This is a genomic window from Natronosalvus amylolyticus (genome assembly GCF_024298845.1).
In the GTDB taxonomy this organism is placed as follows: domain Archaea; phylum Halobacteriota; class Halobacteria; order Halobacteriales; family Natrialbaceae; genus Natronosalvus; species Natronosalvus amylolyticus.
Genome location: NZ_CP101156.1, coordinates 2,637,570 through 2,651,239 on the forward strand (window position 1 = coordinate 2,637,570; position 13,670 = coordinate 2,651,239).

17 protein-coding genes are annotated in these 13,670 nt (G+C 62.9%); 4 read left to right on the forward strand and 13 right to left on the reverse strand.

What is annotated here, in order from left to right:
* A complete protein-coding gene (locus tag NLK60_RS12285) occupies window positions 1–726 on the forward strand; it encodes a hypothetical protein (protein ID WP_254808065.1) in 726 nt (241 codons plus the stop codon).
* Between the two features lie 71 nt (window positions 727–797).
* On the opposite strand, the gene NLK60_RS12290 is transcribed toward NLK60_RS12285, so the two are convergent.
* The 4 genes from NLK60_RS12290 to NLK60_RS12305 all read right to left on the reverse strand — a co-directional run bounded on the left by NLK60_RS12290 (window position 798) and on the right by NLK60_RS12305 (window position 3,874).
* Window positions 798–1,241: a hypothetical protein gene (locus NLK60_RS12290; RefSeq protein WP_254808066.1), complete on the reverse strand. Its 444-nt coding sequence runs from the start codon at window positions 1,239–1,241 to the stop codon at window positions 798–800.
* Window positions 1,234–1,449 carry a DUF8149 family protein gene (locus tag NLK60_RS12295; protein ID WP_254808067.1) on the reverse strand — a complete coding sequence of 72 codons (216 nt, stop codon included), beginning with the start codon at window positions 1,447–1,449 and terminating at the stop codon, window positions 1,234–1,236. The genes NLK60_RS12290 and NLK60_RS12295 overlap by 8 nt, the downstream gene beginning before the upstream one ends.
* Window positions 1,450–1,555: 106 nt before the next feature.
* Window positions 1,556–2,656, reverse strand: coding sequence for a pyridoxal-phosphate dependent enzyme (locus tag NLK60_RS12300; protein ID WP_254808068.1), 1,101 nt, complete (start codon window positions 2,654–2,656; stop codon window positions 1,556–1,558).
* 252 nt (window positions 2,657–2,908) lie between these two features.
* Complete coding sequence (locus NLK60_RS12305; protein ID WP_254808069.1) at window positions 2,909–3,874, reverse strand: succinylglutamate desuccinylase/aspartoacylase family protein; 966 nt, start codon at window positions 3,872–3,874, stop codon at window positions 2,909–2,911.
* A 142-nt stretch (window positions 3,875–4,016) separates the two neighbouring features.
* Here NLK60_RS12305 and NLK60_RS12310 point away from each other — a divergent pair, with 142 nt between their 5' ends.
* Entirely contained in the window at window positions 4,017–5,414 is a 1,398-nt protein-coding gene (locus tag NLK60_RS12310) for an MFS transporter (RefSeq protein WP_254808070.1), read from the forward strand.
* Window positions 5,415–5,437: 23 nt separating this feature from the next.
* Here NLK60_RS12310 and NLK60_RS12315 read toward each other — a convergent pair whose 3' ends face one another.
* The 3 genes from NLK60_RS12315 to NLK60_RS12325 all read right to left on the reverse strand — a co-directional run bounded on the left by NLK60_RS12315 (window position 5,438) and on the right by NLK60_RS12325 (window position 6,682).
* Entirely contained in the window at window positions 5,438–5,752 is a 315-nt protein-coding gene (locus tag NLK60_RS12315) for a hypothetical protein (RefSeq protein WP_254808071.1), read from the reverse strand.
* A gap of 97 nt (window positions 5,753–5,849) precedes the next feature.
* Entirely contained in the window at window positions 5,850–6,122 is a 273-nt protein-coding gene (locus tag NLK60_RS12320; RefSeq protein WP_254808072.1) for a hypothetical protein, read from the reverse strand.
* 101 nt (window positions 6,123–6,223) lie between these two features.
* Entirely contained in the window at window positions 6,224–6,682 is a 459-nt protein-coding gene (locus NLK60_RS12325) for a universal stress protein (RefSeq protein ID WP_254808073.1), read from the reverse strand.
* A gap of 543 nt (window positions 6,683–7,225) precedes the next feature.
* On the opposite strand from NLK60_RS12325, the gene NLK60_RS12330 reads away from it, so the two are divergent.
* Both NLK60_RS12330 and NLK60_RS12335 read left to right on the forward strand, forming a co-directional pair.
* Window positions 7,226–7,699 carry a universal stress protein gene (locus tag NLK60_RS12330; protein ID WP_254808074.1) on the forward strand — a complete coding sequence of 158 codons (474 nt, stop codon included), beginning with the start codon at window positions 7,226–7,228 and terminating at the stop codon, window positions 7,697–7,699.
* 81 nt (window positions 7,700–7,780) lie between these two features.
* Window positions 7,781–8,983 (forward strand): DHH family phosphoesterase, encoded by a 1,203-nt coding sequence (locus tag NLK60_RS12335; RefSeq protein WP_254808075.1) that lies wholly within the window; start codon window positions 7,781–7,783, stop codon window positions 8,981–8,983.
* Window positions 8,984–9,208: 225 nt separating this feature from the next.
* Here the strand turns inward: NLK60_RS12335 and NLK60_RS12340 are convergent, their stop codons facing one another.
* The 6 genes from NLK60_RS12340 to NLK60_RS12365 form a co-directional block, all read right to left on the reverse strand.
* Window positions 9,209–9,787, reverse strand: coding sequence for a 2Fe-2S iron-sulfur cluster-binding protein (locus NLK60_RS12340; RefSeq protein ID WP_254808076.1), 579 nt, complete (start codon window positions 9,785–9,787; stop codon window positions 9,209–9,211).
* Between the two features lie 76 nt (window positions 9,788–9,863).
* Window positions 9,864–10,766, reverse strand: a complete 903-nt coding sequence (gene gnd, locus NLK60_RS12345) for a phosphogluconate dehydrogenase (NAD(+)-dependent, decarboxylating) (RefSeq protein WP_254808077.1) — start codon at window positions 10,764–10,766, stop codon at window positions 9,864–9,866.
* 287 nt (window positions 10,767–11,053) lie between these two features.
* Window positions 11,054–11,626, reverse strand: coding sequence for a GNAT family N-acetyltransferase (locus tag NLK60_RS12350; RefSeq protein ID WP_254808078.1), 573 nt, complete (start codon window positions 11,624–11,626; stop codon window positions 11,054–11,056).
* 2 nt (window positions 11,627–11,628) lie between these two features.
* On the reverse strand, window positions 11,629–11,997 hold the full coding sequence (locus tag NLK60_RS12355; protein WP_254808079.1) for a universal stress protein: 369 nt from the start codon (window positions 11,995–11,997) through the stop codon (window positions 11,629–11,631).
* A gap of 228 nt (window positions 11,998–12,225) precedes the next feature.
* Complete coding sequence (locus tag NLK60_RS12360; protein ID WP_254808080.1) at window positions 12,226–12,816, reverse strand: metal-dependent hydrolase; 591 nt, start codon at window positions 12,814–12,816, stop codon at window positions 12,226–12,228.
* 160 nt (window positions 12,817–12,976) lie between these two features.
* Window positions 12,977–13,615, reverse strand: coding sequence for an alpha/beta hydrolase (locus NLK60_RS12365; protein ID WP_254808081.1), 639 nt, complete (start codon window positions 13,613–13,615; stop codon window positions 12,977–12,979).
* Window positions 13,616–13,670: the final 55 nt, after the last annotated feature.

The window sequence follows — 13,670 nt, forward strand, 5'->3', positions numbered from 1 at the left end:
ATGCACGCTGATGACCCCTTCACGCATCCGTCTCGCTCGCACACAGTCGACGTATCGACGCTCTCACCAGCCGCTCGAGCCGTCGTCGAGGAGGCCAGACCGACACGCGAGGCGTCACTCCCGGCAACGCTCTGTCACACGGTGGGGGCCGAGTGTTCTTCCACAGCGACTGGTGCCCGCTCGCTCGAGGCCCTCGTCGGTTCTCTGACGGCCCTCGAGGGCTACGTCCGGATTCGACGAAAGTCACTCTCGGCAAGTCGTCCCGGACTCGCGGAGAAACGAACGACTCGCTTGCTTGCCAGTGATTACCTGTTCGCCCGCGCGCACGGTGCAGTCGCCGCGGCTGCTATGGGCTCAGGCCCCGAACTGGTCTGTCAAAGACGGCTAACCTCGACCTCGAGCGCTCTCGTAGCTTCCTTTGTGAGTAGTACTCACTCCGATGGTGACGCTCCTGCTGTGGGGACATCCGAAGCGATACTCGCCGAACTCGGCTGTGCGTTTGGCGCGCTCGCTGCGGACGTTCCAGAGCGAACACACGACTCACTCGAGTCGTTCGGACGGTCGCTCGGTCGGGCGTCCAATCCGAGGGTCGCGACTGGAACTGCGGATTCAGTCGATTGCGCGCTCGAAACGCTTCGAGCGAACACCAGTCTCGAAGACGAAGCTGTGGCCGCACTCGAGTCGGTCGCTCGAGCGGTCGAGTCGGGTGCGTTCGAGACGTGTTGAGTGTGGGTATTGGCGGTTGTGGATTCGCCGTTGGGGCCGGGTACTCGGCGGAACGGCAGTACGGTGGTTGGTCACCCTGTGACCGCGACGACCAGTTCGGGAACCGCCGTGCGCTCGAGCGCAACGACGACGAGTGAGCCGATAAAGACGCCGAGAACGATCCCCTGGAACGAGCCGGGCCAGGGCGAGAAGCGTAACAGTGCGGTGAGGGCGAACGGCAGGGCAAGCAGGGAAACGCCGCCGGCAACGAGACGAAGCGTTGCCCGTCTCGTCGGCGCGATTCGAACGCGAGCGAACCAGGCAAGCGGGCCGAAACAGGCCACGATAGCGACAGCGACAACCAGTATCGACGCCCAGGGAATCGAACCACTGGCCAGCACGTCGACGAGCAGCGAGAGGGCGATGAACCCACTCGTGGCATAACAGAGGCCGACTCGCCAGTCCACTGGCACCGAGCCACGTAATCGGGTCCCAGGCTGCTGTCGCTTCGTTTCGTTGCCTTCCGGATCAGCCATCCTCCTCGAGTAGTCCCATATCGTCGACGATCAGGTCTGCGAGCTGTGCCTTCAGGTCGGGGTCGACCTGTGCAATCTGCTCGCCGTCGTGGACCGTTTCGTTGTGGCGCTCGATAGAATCGGCGAGTTCGGACAGCGCGACCCGCGTCCGGGTGCCACACGCCTCGCATTCGACTGGTACTCGCGCATCGTCCTCAGTGGCAGTCATCAGGTGAGTACTCACGGGCCACCCTCAAAGTCGTATCGTGTCTCGATGTTGGCTCTTTCGTCTGTGGCGATCGAGAGTGGTTTCCCCGGTGGCATCTCGAGTCAGGTCACATCGTTTTCAGCCCGCTGCCGGTCAGCGGGACGACGACGTCGTCCGACGGATCGAGAACGCCTTCCTCGCGATATCGGCGCAGGGCTGCTGGCGCGACTGCACAGGTCGGTTCGACGTAAAAGCCGTTGAGGTGGAGCCTGTCGAGGGCCGTCTCGACCGGATCACTGCCCAGGGCAATCGCGTCGCCGTCGGTCGCTTCGATCGCCTCGAGGATCTGGGTCCCGCGGGCGGGTTCGGCGATCTGGATGCCGTCAGCGATGTCGTTCGAGCCGTCGCCGTTGGAGGCCTTTCCACCGAGTGCACTCACGATAGGTGCGTAACCGGCGGCCTGTGCCCCCAGTAGCCGGGGCATCCCGTCGACGATTCCCGCGTCGTTGAGACGCTTGAAGCCGCGGTAGGCTCCTAAAAAGAGCGTTCCGTGGCCGAGTGGCAAGACGACGGCGTCCGGAACGGTCCATCCTCGCTGGGCGGCCACCTCGAACGCGAACGTCATCGTCCCCGCGAAAAAGGCTGGGTTCCAGGCGTGTGAAGCGTACCAGCCCTCGCCGTCTTCGACGGCATCGAGACAGGCAGCGGTGACGTCCTCACGGGTTCCCTCGACCCGAACGGGTCGTGCCCCGACGCGCTGGATGGCCATCAGCTTCGACTGCTTGACGTCCGCCGGCACGTAGATGTCCGCCTCGATTCCGGCCCGGGCCGCGTAAGTGGCGATGGCCGCGCCGGCGTTGCCCGAGGAGTCTTCGATCACCTTCTCGACGCCGAGTTCGACGGCTCGAGAGAGCGTCGTCGTCGCGCCACGGTCTTTGAACGAGCCGGTCGGGAACACGTACTCGAGTTTGAACTGGGCGTCCCACTCGGGGGCGTCGACGAGCGGGGTGAACCCCTCGTGGAAGGTGACGTGTTTCTCGATGGGGAGGAACTCGAAGAACGTCCACAGGCCTTCGGTGGTGTTCAGTTGCGAGAGCGGAAGCGGATTGCCGTTTGGGTGTGGTTCAGCGGCGAACTCGAGGGCGTGGCCACAGGTACAGCGCCAGGGTTCGTCCGGGCCGGCAGCATACTCGGCGTCACAGTCGGGGCAGATGAGTGAGGTTGGCATACGTTGGGGGAATAGGTGATATACTCAGTTCGCCTCGAGGACGTTCGGTGGCCCTCGCGGCGTTCAGTTTCGATGTCGCAACGTGAGACGACAGGGTCGAATACGTCGCTGGTCCATTCGTTCGGCCCCCAGCCTACTTGTATTTATGGCCATTGGGCGGCCAGGGCTCGAGGGTGATCGTCAGGATTCGAGATGGGAAGCGACGTTCGGGGACCGTTCAGGGTATGGGGGGCACACCAGTCGAACCAACCGCTAGTAGGTGTCGATGTCGGTACCGACCGAACAGACGTATTCGCCGGTGGCGACCTGGGGGAGGCGTCGGGTCCGCCAGAAAATTCCGTCGGCGTCGGCGGTCACCTCTGCTTTCCGTTCGCCGAAGGGGGTCGTCACGTCGAAGAGGACGTCGCCGGCGGCCACGCGGTCGCCCAGTTCGGGGTGAAAGCGGACGAGACCGCCACAGGGCGAGCCGTGCTGTTCGAAGCCGGAGGCGCGCGTCTGTCGGACTGCGGCGCCGTCGTCCTCGAGGAAGTCGTAGTAGCGTAACACGTTCAACACGCCGGCGACGCCTTTCTCGATACTGGTCTCGTCCCAGCCAACACAGCCGCCGAGTTCGGGGTCGATGGTCGGAATCCCTTCGTCCGGTGCGGCTCGAGCGAGCTGGCCGTCGGGACCTTTCTGGTCGAGGACGTGGCCACACTCGACGCCGAAGACCTTCGCGAGTTCGAGACACTCGTCGTGGACCCGGTGGCGACGGCCACAGCGAACGCGCACCTCGTCGATCATGCGGCTGGTCGACCCCTGGTGGAGGTCGAGAATCAGGTCCGCACGGGTCGCCGCCTGGAAGGTGGCGTGGGCGATTCGCTCGCTCGAGGTGCCCGACTCGTTACCGGGATAGGCCCGGTTCATCTTCGTGTCGTCGATCGGATTTCGGTGTTCGGCCACCTGGAAGGCGTGATAGTTGACGATGCCAACGATGAGAATCGTTCCCGACAGCGTTCCAGGGTCGATTTGGGGAACGACGCGGTTGAGCACGCCGACGCCGTTGAGTTCGTCGCCGTCACTGACCGCTTGCATGTAGAGCGTTTTCCCCGCCTGTGCCCCGTTGATCACCGCAACTGGGAGGCTGAAGGAGCTCCCATCTCGTGTTTCGCCGATCTCGAGTCGGCCCGTGTCCATCTCGCCGGGTGAGGCACTTGCCGTCCCGAGCGTCGTCGTCATATCATCGACGAGGGGTGCCCTCGCCTTTACTGGTTCGATTTTTCGACGTGCTGGCGGTGTGCTGGAGGTACTTTCGTACGGACACGATTGTGACTCATCGCCGACGAAAACAGTCTTGTGTGTTCACTGGTGTCGTGAGTATATGTCTCTCGAGGAAGGCACGACCGAGGAGGTCGACCCCTTCGACGCCTGGCGGCAGTTTTTTGCCCTCGAGCGCGACGTGATCGTCCTCTCGTTGGCGATGTTCGCGTTCAGCCTCGGCTTTCAGATGACGAATCGGTACATGGCCGAGTATATGGTCGCGCTGGGTGCGACCGGGATCGCCGTCGGCCTCTTTGGTACCTTCGGGAACGTGATCAGTGCGGTGTATCCGTACCCTGGTGGAGCCATCTCCGACCGAATCGGCTCACGGTATGCGCTGACGGTCTTCGGCTTACTCGCGACGGTCGGCTTCGGTATCTGGCTCGGGGCTCCCTTGCTTGCAGGTGTCGCCGTCGGGCCCGTCGAACTCTCGATCGTGGCGATTTTCGTCGGTCTGGTTTTCGCCCAGGCGTGGAAATCGTTCGGCCTCGGAGCCACCTACGCCATCGTCAAACAGTCGGTTCCGCCGTCGCGATTGGCTGCCGGTTTCGCCAGCACCGAGAGCTTCCGCCGGACGGCGTTTCTGGTCGGTCCCCTCATTGCTGCCGCCATCTTCGCCCCGTTTACCGGGGCTGCTGACGATGTCGTGCTCGCCTTTCAACTGATCTTGCTCGTCGCCATCGTCTTCGGCGTCTTCGGTACGCTCGTCCAGCACCGACTGTACGACTCGAGCGAGGACTCCTTCGGGAAACAGTTCGAGGGAATCGACCAACTCACATCCGATCTGCGCTCGCTGCCCGAACCGCTCCGTCCGCTGTTAATCGGGGATACGCTGGTGCGATTCGCCAACGGCATGGTCTACATCTTTTTCGTCCTCGTCGTGACCGACTTTCTCGCCGTCGGACTCTCGTTACCGACATCGGTACCGCTCGCGGGTGACACTCTTTCCCCACCTGCCTTTTTCGGCCTCCTCTTGGGCCTCGAGATGGCCATCGCGCTGCTCGTGATGATTCCTGCCGCGAAACTCGCTGAACGGGTCGGATTGAAGCCGATCGTCGCGCTCGGCTTTCTCGTCTATGCCGTCTTTCCGATTATGCTCATCTCGGTCCCCGATGGTGGGGTCGGTCCGTTCGGAGCCGCTGGCGTCCTCGCGCTTTTGTTTGCGTTCTCCGGGCTTCGATTTGCCGGGCTTCCCGCGCACAAGGCGTTGATCGTCGGCCCGGCGGAAATGGGGGCGGGCGGTCGCGTCACCGGTTCGTACTACCTGGTTCGCAACCTGCTGGTTATTCCGAGTGCGGCACTCGGCGGTATCCTGTGGGAGGGAGTTTCAAACCCACTCACCGGCGAGACGCTCATCACGGGCGACCCCGTGTTGGCGTTTACCATCGCGACGGCTATCGGCCTCGTCGGCACCGGCTACTTCCTGCTCTTTGGCAAAGAGTTCGAAGCCTACCGGTGATCGGTTCTCACTCGAGGTGATTTTCATCCGATAACGACGAACAGCAGATACGCCATCCATATCAGGCTCGCGCCGGCGAAGACGACCCGAACGAACCCGTGCTTTTCGGGTGCTGTGGCGTCGAGTAGTGCGTAGTAGAGCAGTCCCAACAAAAATCCCATCGGGACGAATACGTCCGAGATAGGAGATCGCATCACGGGTGCGCCCTCGAGGACGAGGAGATACATCGCCAGTGCGAACACGACGAGAGAACTGCGTCGTTCGTAGCGCCCCTCGAACCGCCAGGCACCGGCGAGGGCGATCCCCGCGAGTACCAGCAAGAAGAGTATACCGAGCATGCCCCGCGATTGGGGGTTCCCGATATTAAACTGGGCGGCTCGTCTCGGGGGCTCCCTCGCTCGAGCGACTACTTGTCCGAAATGAACTGCACTCGAATCACCGATACGTGCGGTCGTCGAAAGGTTCGTCTTCGGCTGGTTCAGAGCCCGAGAGTCGCGGGGTGAACCCGCCGGTCAGGATGACGGCGACGACGATGAGCGCCGACGAAAGGACGACGAAATCGGCGCTCGGGTCGTAGCCGGCGAGACTCGAGCCCGTGGAGACGACGAAGATGGTTACGAAAAAGACGACGGTAGCCAGCACGACCATCGCGACGATACCGATGACGATGAGCAACAGCGACGAGAGCAGGTTTCGAATCGAGGGCATAAAGCGTGTTTTCTCCGCGAGTATCGTCAGTATTTCGCCACGTCGTTGGGCGTGGCCAGTCGCTGGCCGGAACGATCCTGGCGGTCACGCCGGGAACGGTATCATACCGATAATACCGGCTGACTCGCATACGAGAGAACGTACTCGGCGGCCTTCTCGAGCACTTCGGTCGGGGCCTCTGCGACCGATTCACGGGGAAGCACGATAAAATCGGCGTCGACGGCGTCGGCCGAATCGAGGACGACGCTCCCCGGATGGCGAGTTTTGACCGACGGCGAAAACCCATGTGCGGTCGACATCGAGACCTCGACGTCGTAGGCCTCGGCGACGCCAGCGAGTTCCTCGAGAAAGCCCTGCGTGTTCTCGGCGACGTCGTCTACCGGGACGACGCCCGAATCCATTCCCTGGACGACCTCTCGCCCGAGGACGAACAGGACGTGCACAGACGCGTCGTAGCGGTCAGCGATAGCGACGGCGTACTCGACGGCGGTCTCTGATTCCTCGCTACCGTCGACCGGAGCGAGAACGGTGTCGACCTGAAACGACTCACTAACGTCCATGCTCGCAGTTGGGTGGCGATTTGGCATAAAGGCTTTCCGCCATGGGTGGGAACGCTCGAGAAGCGATGAAAAGAGGGGGTTTGGGCGCCGGCGTCAGGGAGGTCCCACTGGGGCCGCAAATGGTGGTGTGTCAATGGAGTGTGGTGCTGTCGGTGGGGTGACAGCAGCCGTGTGACGTGATAGGTGGACTGCGGTCTCGTTCGCGAACGTGTGTCATCCCGTCGCTTGGGGGTCCGACGGGAAAGCGGGACCCACGGTCACGAAACGCGGCTTCGTTCGAGTGGAGTCCGTCCGCGAACGAGGGCCGGCACCCGGTGCCTCTGACATACCCCTCACCTGTTACTCAGCGAGGATGATGGTAAGGATAGTGACAATCTATATACGCTCTAGAAAAATCTACACTATATGTATAGCGTGAATTCGTCACAATAGTATTCTCGGAGTGTTCGTTCAGGAACCTCGAGGGAACCTCTTTCCGGCGGCGGTCTCCTGTCATCGTCTGGATCCCTCGTCTTTTTGATGAGGCCCCGCCTATCGGCACCTATGTTCGATACGGTCGTCGTCGCAACCGATGGGTCTGAAAGTGTCAAGCGGGCGGTCACCGTCGCCGTCGATTTGGCTGGCCGGTTCGGCGCAGACGTCCACGCTATCTCCGTCGTCGACGCGGGCGAAGTCGACGCCTCGCCCGAACAACTCCGCGAGGAGTTTCGAACCGCCCTCGAGACGCACGCCGAAAGCGCCCTCTCACAGATTCTCGAGCAGGCTGGCCAGGGCATTACGACGGCCGTCCGTGAGGGCCGACCCGCTCCCGAAATCAGTAGCTATGCGCGCGACGTCGATGCCGACCTGATCGTCTCTGGGACGCGTGGTCGTCACGGCGAAAACCGCCTGCTGCTGGGGAGTGTGGCCGAACGACTCGTCCGGACGGCACCGGTTCCGGTGTTGACGGTCCGCCAGCTCGAGTCGAGTGCGGACGATGACGCGATTGGCGCCGACGCTGTGTCGACCACCGGCTAACACAGTCTCGCTGTCCTCTCTCCGTTCCACGTGACGAACGCCGACCGGCGCTTTCTTCCTTACGGGCCACACACGCTCCGTATGGACGACGCTCTCATTTCGAGTCGCGATCTCCCGATCGCACGCAAATCCGTGATTCCCGGTACCGGATTTTTCCTCCCGGACGACGTCGACGACGAACTCGAGGCCAAAGCCGCACAGGCAGCCCTCGAGGGGGCCGACATCGCGGTCGTCGCTGACGCCGACGCCGACGGCCTGGCCTGTGTCGCGTTGCTTCGGGAAGCCTACGACGACGTACAGGTTGTGCCGGAACCCGACGACGAAGACGAGGCGGATTCGGACGACGGACCGGGAACTGACGACCCGCTCGAGGCGATAGACGAAATCGAGCCCTCGCCACACCGGGTGGCGCTGTTACCCGCCAGCCCACACGACGTCGAGGAATCCCTCGACCGCGTCGCCGAGTACGGCCGTCCCGGTATCGACTGTTACGTCTGTGACCTCTGTCCCGACCGGTACGAGTACGTCGAGGAGGAACTCGAGGCGCTGCTCGAGACCGCCGACTCGGTGTCGTGGTACGACCATCACCAGTGGGACGAGGACGTCGCCGCGGCCGTTCGAGAAGCCGGCGTCGACCTCGTCGTCGGCGACTCCGAGGAGGAGTGTACCGCCGACGTCGCCCTGCGCTCGCTCGAGTACGACTTCGATGAACGTTTCGAAACCCTGGCTGCCGTCACACGCGATCACGACCTCTGGTTGCGCGAGGACCCGCGCAGTGACGATCTGGCCGATTACGCCTACTGGACCGACCCGGCTGAATACGTCGAGGTCGTCCGGGAGTACGGCGTCGACCTTCCCGAGTGGGTACAGGACTTCCTGACCGAGCGACGCGTCGAGAAACAGGCCCTCATCGACCGAGCCATCGGGCGGTCGGAACTGCGCGAAATCGGTGAGTATACGGTCGGTATCACCTACGGCCGGTGTTCACAGAACGAGGTGGCCGAAGCGATGCGCGAACAGGGTGCTGACGCCTCGGTCATCGTCAAACCGGCCGGATCGGCCTCCATCCGGGGAACCGACGCATTCCAGCGCTGTCACGAGGTCGCCGGCCGCATCAACGGTGGCGGCCATCCAAAGGCGGCGGGCTGTAAACCCGATATCTACGACGACATGCTCGATTACGCCCAACACTGGACCACGCGAGGCGCCGTCGCAAAGCGCGTCATTATCGAGGCGTTCGAAGCGGTGCTCGAGACAGATCCCGAGCCAACGGCTGACGCCTGAGCCGGGACCCGGTCTCAAACCCTGACTATAAATTTAATAGCAACTTACTATTAGCTAACAACTATTTGCTATATTTAGTATACCAATTCGATACGAATCAAATACTGTTCGATACGATTTGAATACTGTAGCAAGGGGCGTGTGAGAACGGGTCCTCGGACTCGAGCGATCACCTCGAGCGTGTGAAAACAGTACGGAGACGGTCGGAGTGATAGTTCCGCCAGGTCAGGGCGCTTCGTTCGTCTCGATAGAGAACTCGCCGCGTGGATAGGCAACGCAGGTCAGGACGTAGCCATCGGACATCTCGTTCTCGTCGAGCATCTGCTGGTTGTCGTGTTCGATGAGTTCGTTCGCGTCACCGGAAATCTTCCCGGCACAGGAGACACAACTGCCCTCTCGGCAGGCATACGGCAGGTCCCAGCCCTGATCTTCGCCCTGGTCGAGCAGCGGTTCGTTGTTCGCGACCTCGATCGTTTCGCCCTCTTTGACGAACTCGACCTCGTAGTACTCGATTTCGTCTTCGGGAATATCGCCAGGCCCGGGCTCGGCTTCGGCTTCCTCGCCGCCCTCGAGTTCGGCCCCGCCTTCGCCGCCGCCGACGGCCGCAACGGCACCGCCGCCACCGATGGCTCGGTTCATCGGCTCGGGGAAGTCGGTTTCCGGCACACTCTTTGCGCGATGCTCGAGGACCTCTTTCGAGATGTCCTCGCTGGCACGCCAGGGCGTCCCCCTGGTGAAATGAAGGACGACCGCCCCGACCGTCAGGGCGATCCCGATGAGAAGCCCCATCTGACTGTAATCCATATGTGTGGGATTTGGGTGCAGTGATTTATTTGTGTTGCTCTTTGGCCGGCGTTCGCAGTTATATTGATTCGGCGGCCTATTCGTCGCGCCGTTGCACTTCGTGGCGGCCGAAACCGTAACGCAGTCGGTTGGCCAGTCGTCGCGAGAATCGGCCGTCGTCGGCCCGCGAACCGAATCGCTCGCCAAGCGCGGTGTAAATCAGCGGCAACGGGACCTCCTGCTCGAGGGCTTCCTGTACGGTCCAGGTGCCCGTCGAACCGCCCTCGATGCGGTCGGCGACGTCACCCAGGTCGGTTCCCTCCTCGCGGAACGCTTCCTCACACAACTCGAGCAGCCACGAACGGATGACCGCGCCGTTGTTCCATACGGAGGCGACGGCCTCGAGGTCGAGGTCGTACCGTCCTTCGTGGAGGAGTTCGAATCCCTCGCCATAGGTCTGCATGAGCGCGTACTCCACGCCGTTGTGGACCATCTTCACGTAGTGGCCGGAGCCCGATGGCCCCATTCGCGCGTGGCCATCGGGGCCGGTGGCGACGGCGTCGAACGCCGGCTCGAGTGCCTCGTAGGCCCACTGGGGACCGCCGACCATGAGCGAGAAGCCGAGTTCGGCACCCGCGGGGCCCCCGGACGTTCCACAGTCGAGGTAGGCAGCAGGACAGGCCTCGGCGCGGCGGACGGTGTGCTCGAAATACGAGTTGCCGCCGTCGACGACCACGTCATCGGCGCCGAGATACGAATCGAGCGACTCGAGGGTGGCATCAACGGGGTCACCAGCGGGGACCATCAGCCAGATGCGTTTCTCGTCGCCGAGCGTCTGACAGAAGTCTTCGAGTGACGAGGCGGGGGTGGCACCCGCGTCCGCGGCTCGCTCGACTGCGCCTTCATCGAGGTCGAAGGCGACCACGTCGTGTCCCGCCTCGAGGACGCGGTCGACGACGATCTGTCCCATTCGTCCCAGTCCGATTACGCCGAGTTGCATACGCGTTGGTGCGGCCGGGGGTGTCGTAGGGATTGCGATTCGCCGAGGAACCAGCGGGTTCCTGGACGGTATCGGTTGCTGTACGTGTTACTGATACGTCGGTAGGCAAACTCGCACCGTTGCTCACGTCACCGGGTGTGACGATATCGACCGCAGGTGCCGACTCGTATCTGGCGATAACCGTCGAATCGGTGGTGATTGCGACCGAAGGGCCTTTCGCACGACTCACACGGTATCCTTCGGGACAGGACTCATCAAGGTTGTGTCCGATTCGAACCGCGAGTCGGTCACTGAAGTCGGATCGACATCTCCTGTTCGAAGCTCTCGCTCCCACAGAGCTCGAAGCCGACGCGTTCGTAGAGGGCAATCGCCGGGCCGTTCCACCGTTCGACGGTGAGCCAGACACGACCCACGCCGGCGTCGCAGGCGGCCCCGAGCAGGTTCTCGAGCAACTGGGTACCGATGCCGCCGCGCTGGTAGTCCTGCAGGACGAAGATGGCGAGTTCCCACTCGATGTCGCTGTCCTCGTCCACCGAGTCGGGGTCGTCGGTGTCGGGGACCAGCGTGGCGTGGCCCACGAAGTCATCGCCGTGGCGGGCGACGACGTTGTGGCCGTTCGCGACGATCGGCTCGAGCCACTGCCTGATTCGGTCTTCGCCGGTCGGTGGGATGCCCTGGGCGCGATCGGCCGGATCGAACTGGACGTACATATCGGTCAACGCGTCGATGGACGTCTCGGCGTCTTCCTCGGGTGTTTCGAGAACGATCTCCCGTCCCTCGGGGTCCTCGTAGGTGGTTGGCGGACTCGGGAACGGGCCGGCCGGTTCGTCGGGGTAGACGCGCGTTCGTGTTGGTCGCATGGTTATCGAACCAGTTTGACGGTGACCGTGGCGTTCAACAGGACGAACTCGGTGATCGGCCCGAGCCTGACTTTCCCCATCGGGCTTCGGGTGCCGCCGCCGATGACCAGCTGGTCGAAGCCTTCGGCCTCCGCATACTCGACGAGCGCGCTGCCTGGGTCACCGTCGAGGATTTCGATATCGGCGTCGACGCCTTCGGTCTCGAGGTGATCCTGTGTCAGGTCGCGCATCTCCTCGACGGAGCGTTTCGCTTCGGGCTTTCCGACGACGGCGACGGTCAACTCGTCGCCGACCTCCTGGACCCGTTCGAGGGTTTTCTCGAGGGTCTTCAGCGATTCGTCGCTGCCCTCGAGGCCAAGTAAGACGTGCATGTGTTCCCCTGTGACCGCAGACGGGAAAACCGTTGTCGTTGTCCCAGAGTGGTCGCTGTCTCTGTGACGAGTGGGCGAGCGCGCCCCTCGACGAACGGGTCGATAGTCGCCAGCGAAACGGTGTCTCACCTACCGAACCGTCATCTTCTGTGCACTTTCCCAAACCTGCACCGTGGATGAAAAATAGTCGTATCCAGTTTCCCCCAGCGGCCGACGGGTAAGAGGGGGTTAGTCGTCGCCGTGGGTTGGTGACTCTCGAGTGACCGTTCGCTTCAGCAGCCAGAGACCGGGGCGACCGTCTCGATACCAGACGACGAGGGCGATGCCGGCGAGAACGAACTCCAGAAGGAAGTACGGGTCGCCGAGCGAGGCCACGAACAGGTCGACCACGCTCGGTGCGCCGCTTTCGTACGCTTCGACGGACGTCAGTGGCCACAGGAGATGGTACCAGTCGCCGCCGCCCCAGAGCGCCGGCACTGCATCGACTACTACGTGTGAGATGGCGCCGAGTCCGAACAGGAACCCGTACTCGCGCTCGAGACGGTCGTGTCGGGCCGTGGCCGCGACGACCACCAGCACGAGTGGGACCAAAAACAACAGCGAGTGTGCCAGCGTCCGGCCCGTCGGTAACACGCCCAGATACCACGCCAGCGGTTTATCGACGAGGTCGGGAAACTGGCTGCCGACGAGCAAAAAGACGACGGCAATCGACGCCGATCCCTCGGCACCCGGCTGGCGAAACGTGGCTCCGTTCTGCGTCGTTCGAGTCCACAGCGAGTAGAGCAGATAGGCGACGGCGGCGTGTCCAAGCGGCCACATTGTCTATCTGGTCTCGAGCAGCCGTGTTACTATAAGGCTCCTGACTTTGCCGCCCTATTGGATTCCACGTCGCCGGTGCACTACCCCCAGTTCGCCGTTGTGCAGGGACCTCTCGCTTCGGTCTCTGGGACTCGAGGAGAGCACAACCGGCGAACGTCCGTCAGGCCCGATCACGTCCTTCGAGGGCGACCGTCTCGATGAAAAACGAGCGGATTTCGTCGGCCACCGACTCGTGTTGGCCGACGAAGAAGTGGTCGGCCGAGAGTTCGAGGCGTCGGTGTCCGAGTTCTCCGGCCCGTTCGACGACCGGTTCCCAGTCGACGGTCGTATCACGCACCCCGTAGGCGATGAGCGCGGGCATCGACAGCTCCTCGAGTGCAGCGAGCACGTCCAGGTCGGGCCCGAGACGCGAGGGCGGTGCGAGTGCGGCGACGGCGTCGATTGCGGCTTCGATTTCGATAGTCGCGGCCGCGAGGAGTGCCAGCGCAGACCCAAAACTGAAGCCAAAGAGGCCGACGTGATCGTAGCGCTCGCTCGCCCACGAAACCGCCTGTGTGACGTCTTCGAGTTCCCCACGACCCTGGTCCCAGGGACCGTAATCGATTCGAAGGCAGGCGATTGGCCGGTCTTCGTTACTCGTCAGTGCGTCGCTAACGGCGACCAGCCGCCGGTCGGTTCGATTGCCGCCGTGTTGGGGGTGTGGCGGGCAGGCGACGACGACGGCGTCGGTCTCCTGAGGGGGCTCATCGAGCGTTGCCCGTACGTCTCGAGCGCCCGGTATAGCGATGTTGGATGACACGGGTTCATCGGGGGTTCGAACGGGCCGGGCTTGGATTCGTCGATTGGCGTTACTG

Excerpts from the sequence above, each read along its gene's own strand:
- NLK60_RS12310 (WP_254808070.1), top strand. The coding sequence starts at position 4,017 with ATGTCTCTCGAGGAAGGCACGACCGAGGAGGTCGACCCCTTCGACGCC.
- NLK60_RS12290 (WP_254808066.1), bottom strand. The coding sequence starts at position 1,241 with ATGGCTGATCCGGAAGGCAACGAAACGAAGCGACAGCAGCCTGGGACC.
- NLK60_RS12315 (WP_254808071.1), bottom strand. The coding sequence starts at position 5,752 with ATGCTCGGTATACTCTTCTTGCTGGTACTCGCGGGGATCGCCCTCGCC.
- NLK60_RS12295 (WP_254808067.1), bottom strand. The coding sequence starts at position 1,449 with ATGACTGCCACTGAGGACGATGCGCGAGTACCAGTCGAATGCGAGGCG.
- NLK60_RS12325 (WP_254808073.1), bottom strand. The coding sequence starts at position 6,682 with ATGGACGTTAGTGAGTCGTTTCAGGTCGACACCGTTCTCGCTCCGGTC.
- NLK60_RS12320 (WP_254808072.1), bottom strand. The coding sequence starts at position 6,122 with ATGCCCTCGATTCGAAACCTGCTCTCGTCGCTGTTGCTCATCGTCATC.
- NLK60_RS12305 (WP_254808069.1), bottom strand. The coding sequence starts at position 3,874 with ATGACGACGACGCTCGGGACGGCAAGTGCCTCACCCGGCGAGATGGAC.
- NLK60_RS12355 (WP_254808079.1), bottom strand. The coding sequence starts at position 11,997 with ATGCACGTCTTACTTGGCCTCGAGGGCAGCGACGAATCGCTGAAGACC.
- NLK60_RS12360 (WP_254808080.1), bottom strand. The coding sequence starts at position 12,816 with ATGTGGCCGCTTGGACACGCCGCCGTCGCCTATCTGCTCTACTCGCTG.
- NLK60_RS12300 (WP_254808068.1), bottom strand. The coding sequence starts at position 2,656 with ATGCCAACCTCACTCATCTGCCCCGACTGTGACGCCGAGTATGCTGCC.
- NLK60_RS12330 (WP_254808074.1), top strand. The coding sequence starts at position 7,226 with ATGTTCGATACGGTCGTCGTCGCAACCGATGGGTCTGAAAGTGTCAAG.
- NLK60_RS12285 (WP_254808065.1), top strand. The coding sequence starts at position 1 with ATGCACGCTGATGACCCCTTCACGCATCCGTCTCGCTCGCACACAGTC.
- NLK60_RS12335 (WP_254808075.1), top strand. The coding sequence starts at position 7,781 with ATGGACGACGCTCTCATTTCGAGTCGCGATCTCCCGATCGCACGCAAA.
- NLK60_RS12350 (WP_254808078.1), bottom strand. The coding sequence starts at position 11,626 with ATGCGACCAACACGAACGCGCGTCTACCCCGACGAACCGGCCGGCCCG.
- NLK60_RS12340 (WP_254808076.1), bottom strand. The coding sequence starts at position 9,787 with ATGGATTACAGTCAGATGGGGCTTCTCATCGGGATCGCCCTGACGGTC.
- gnd (WP_254808077.1), bottom strand. The coding sequence starts at position 10,766 with ATGCAACTCGGCGTAATCGGACTGGGACGAATGGGACAGATCGTCGTC.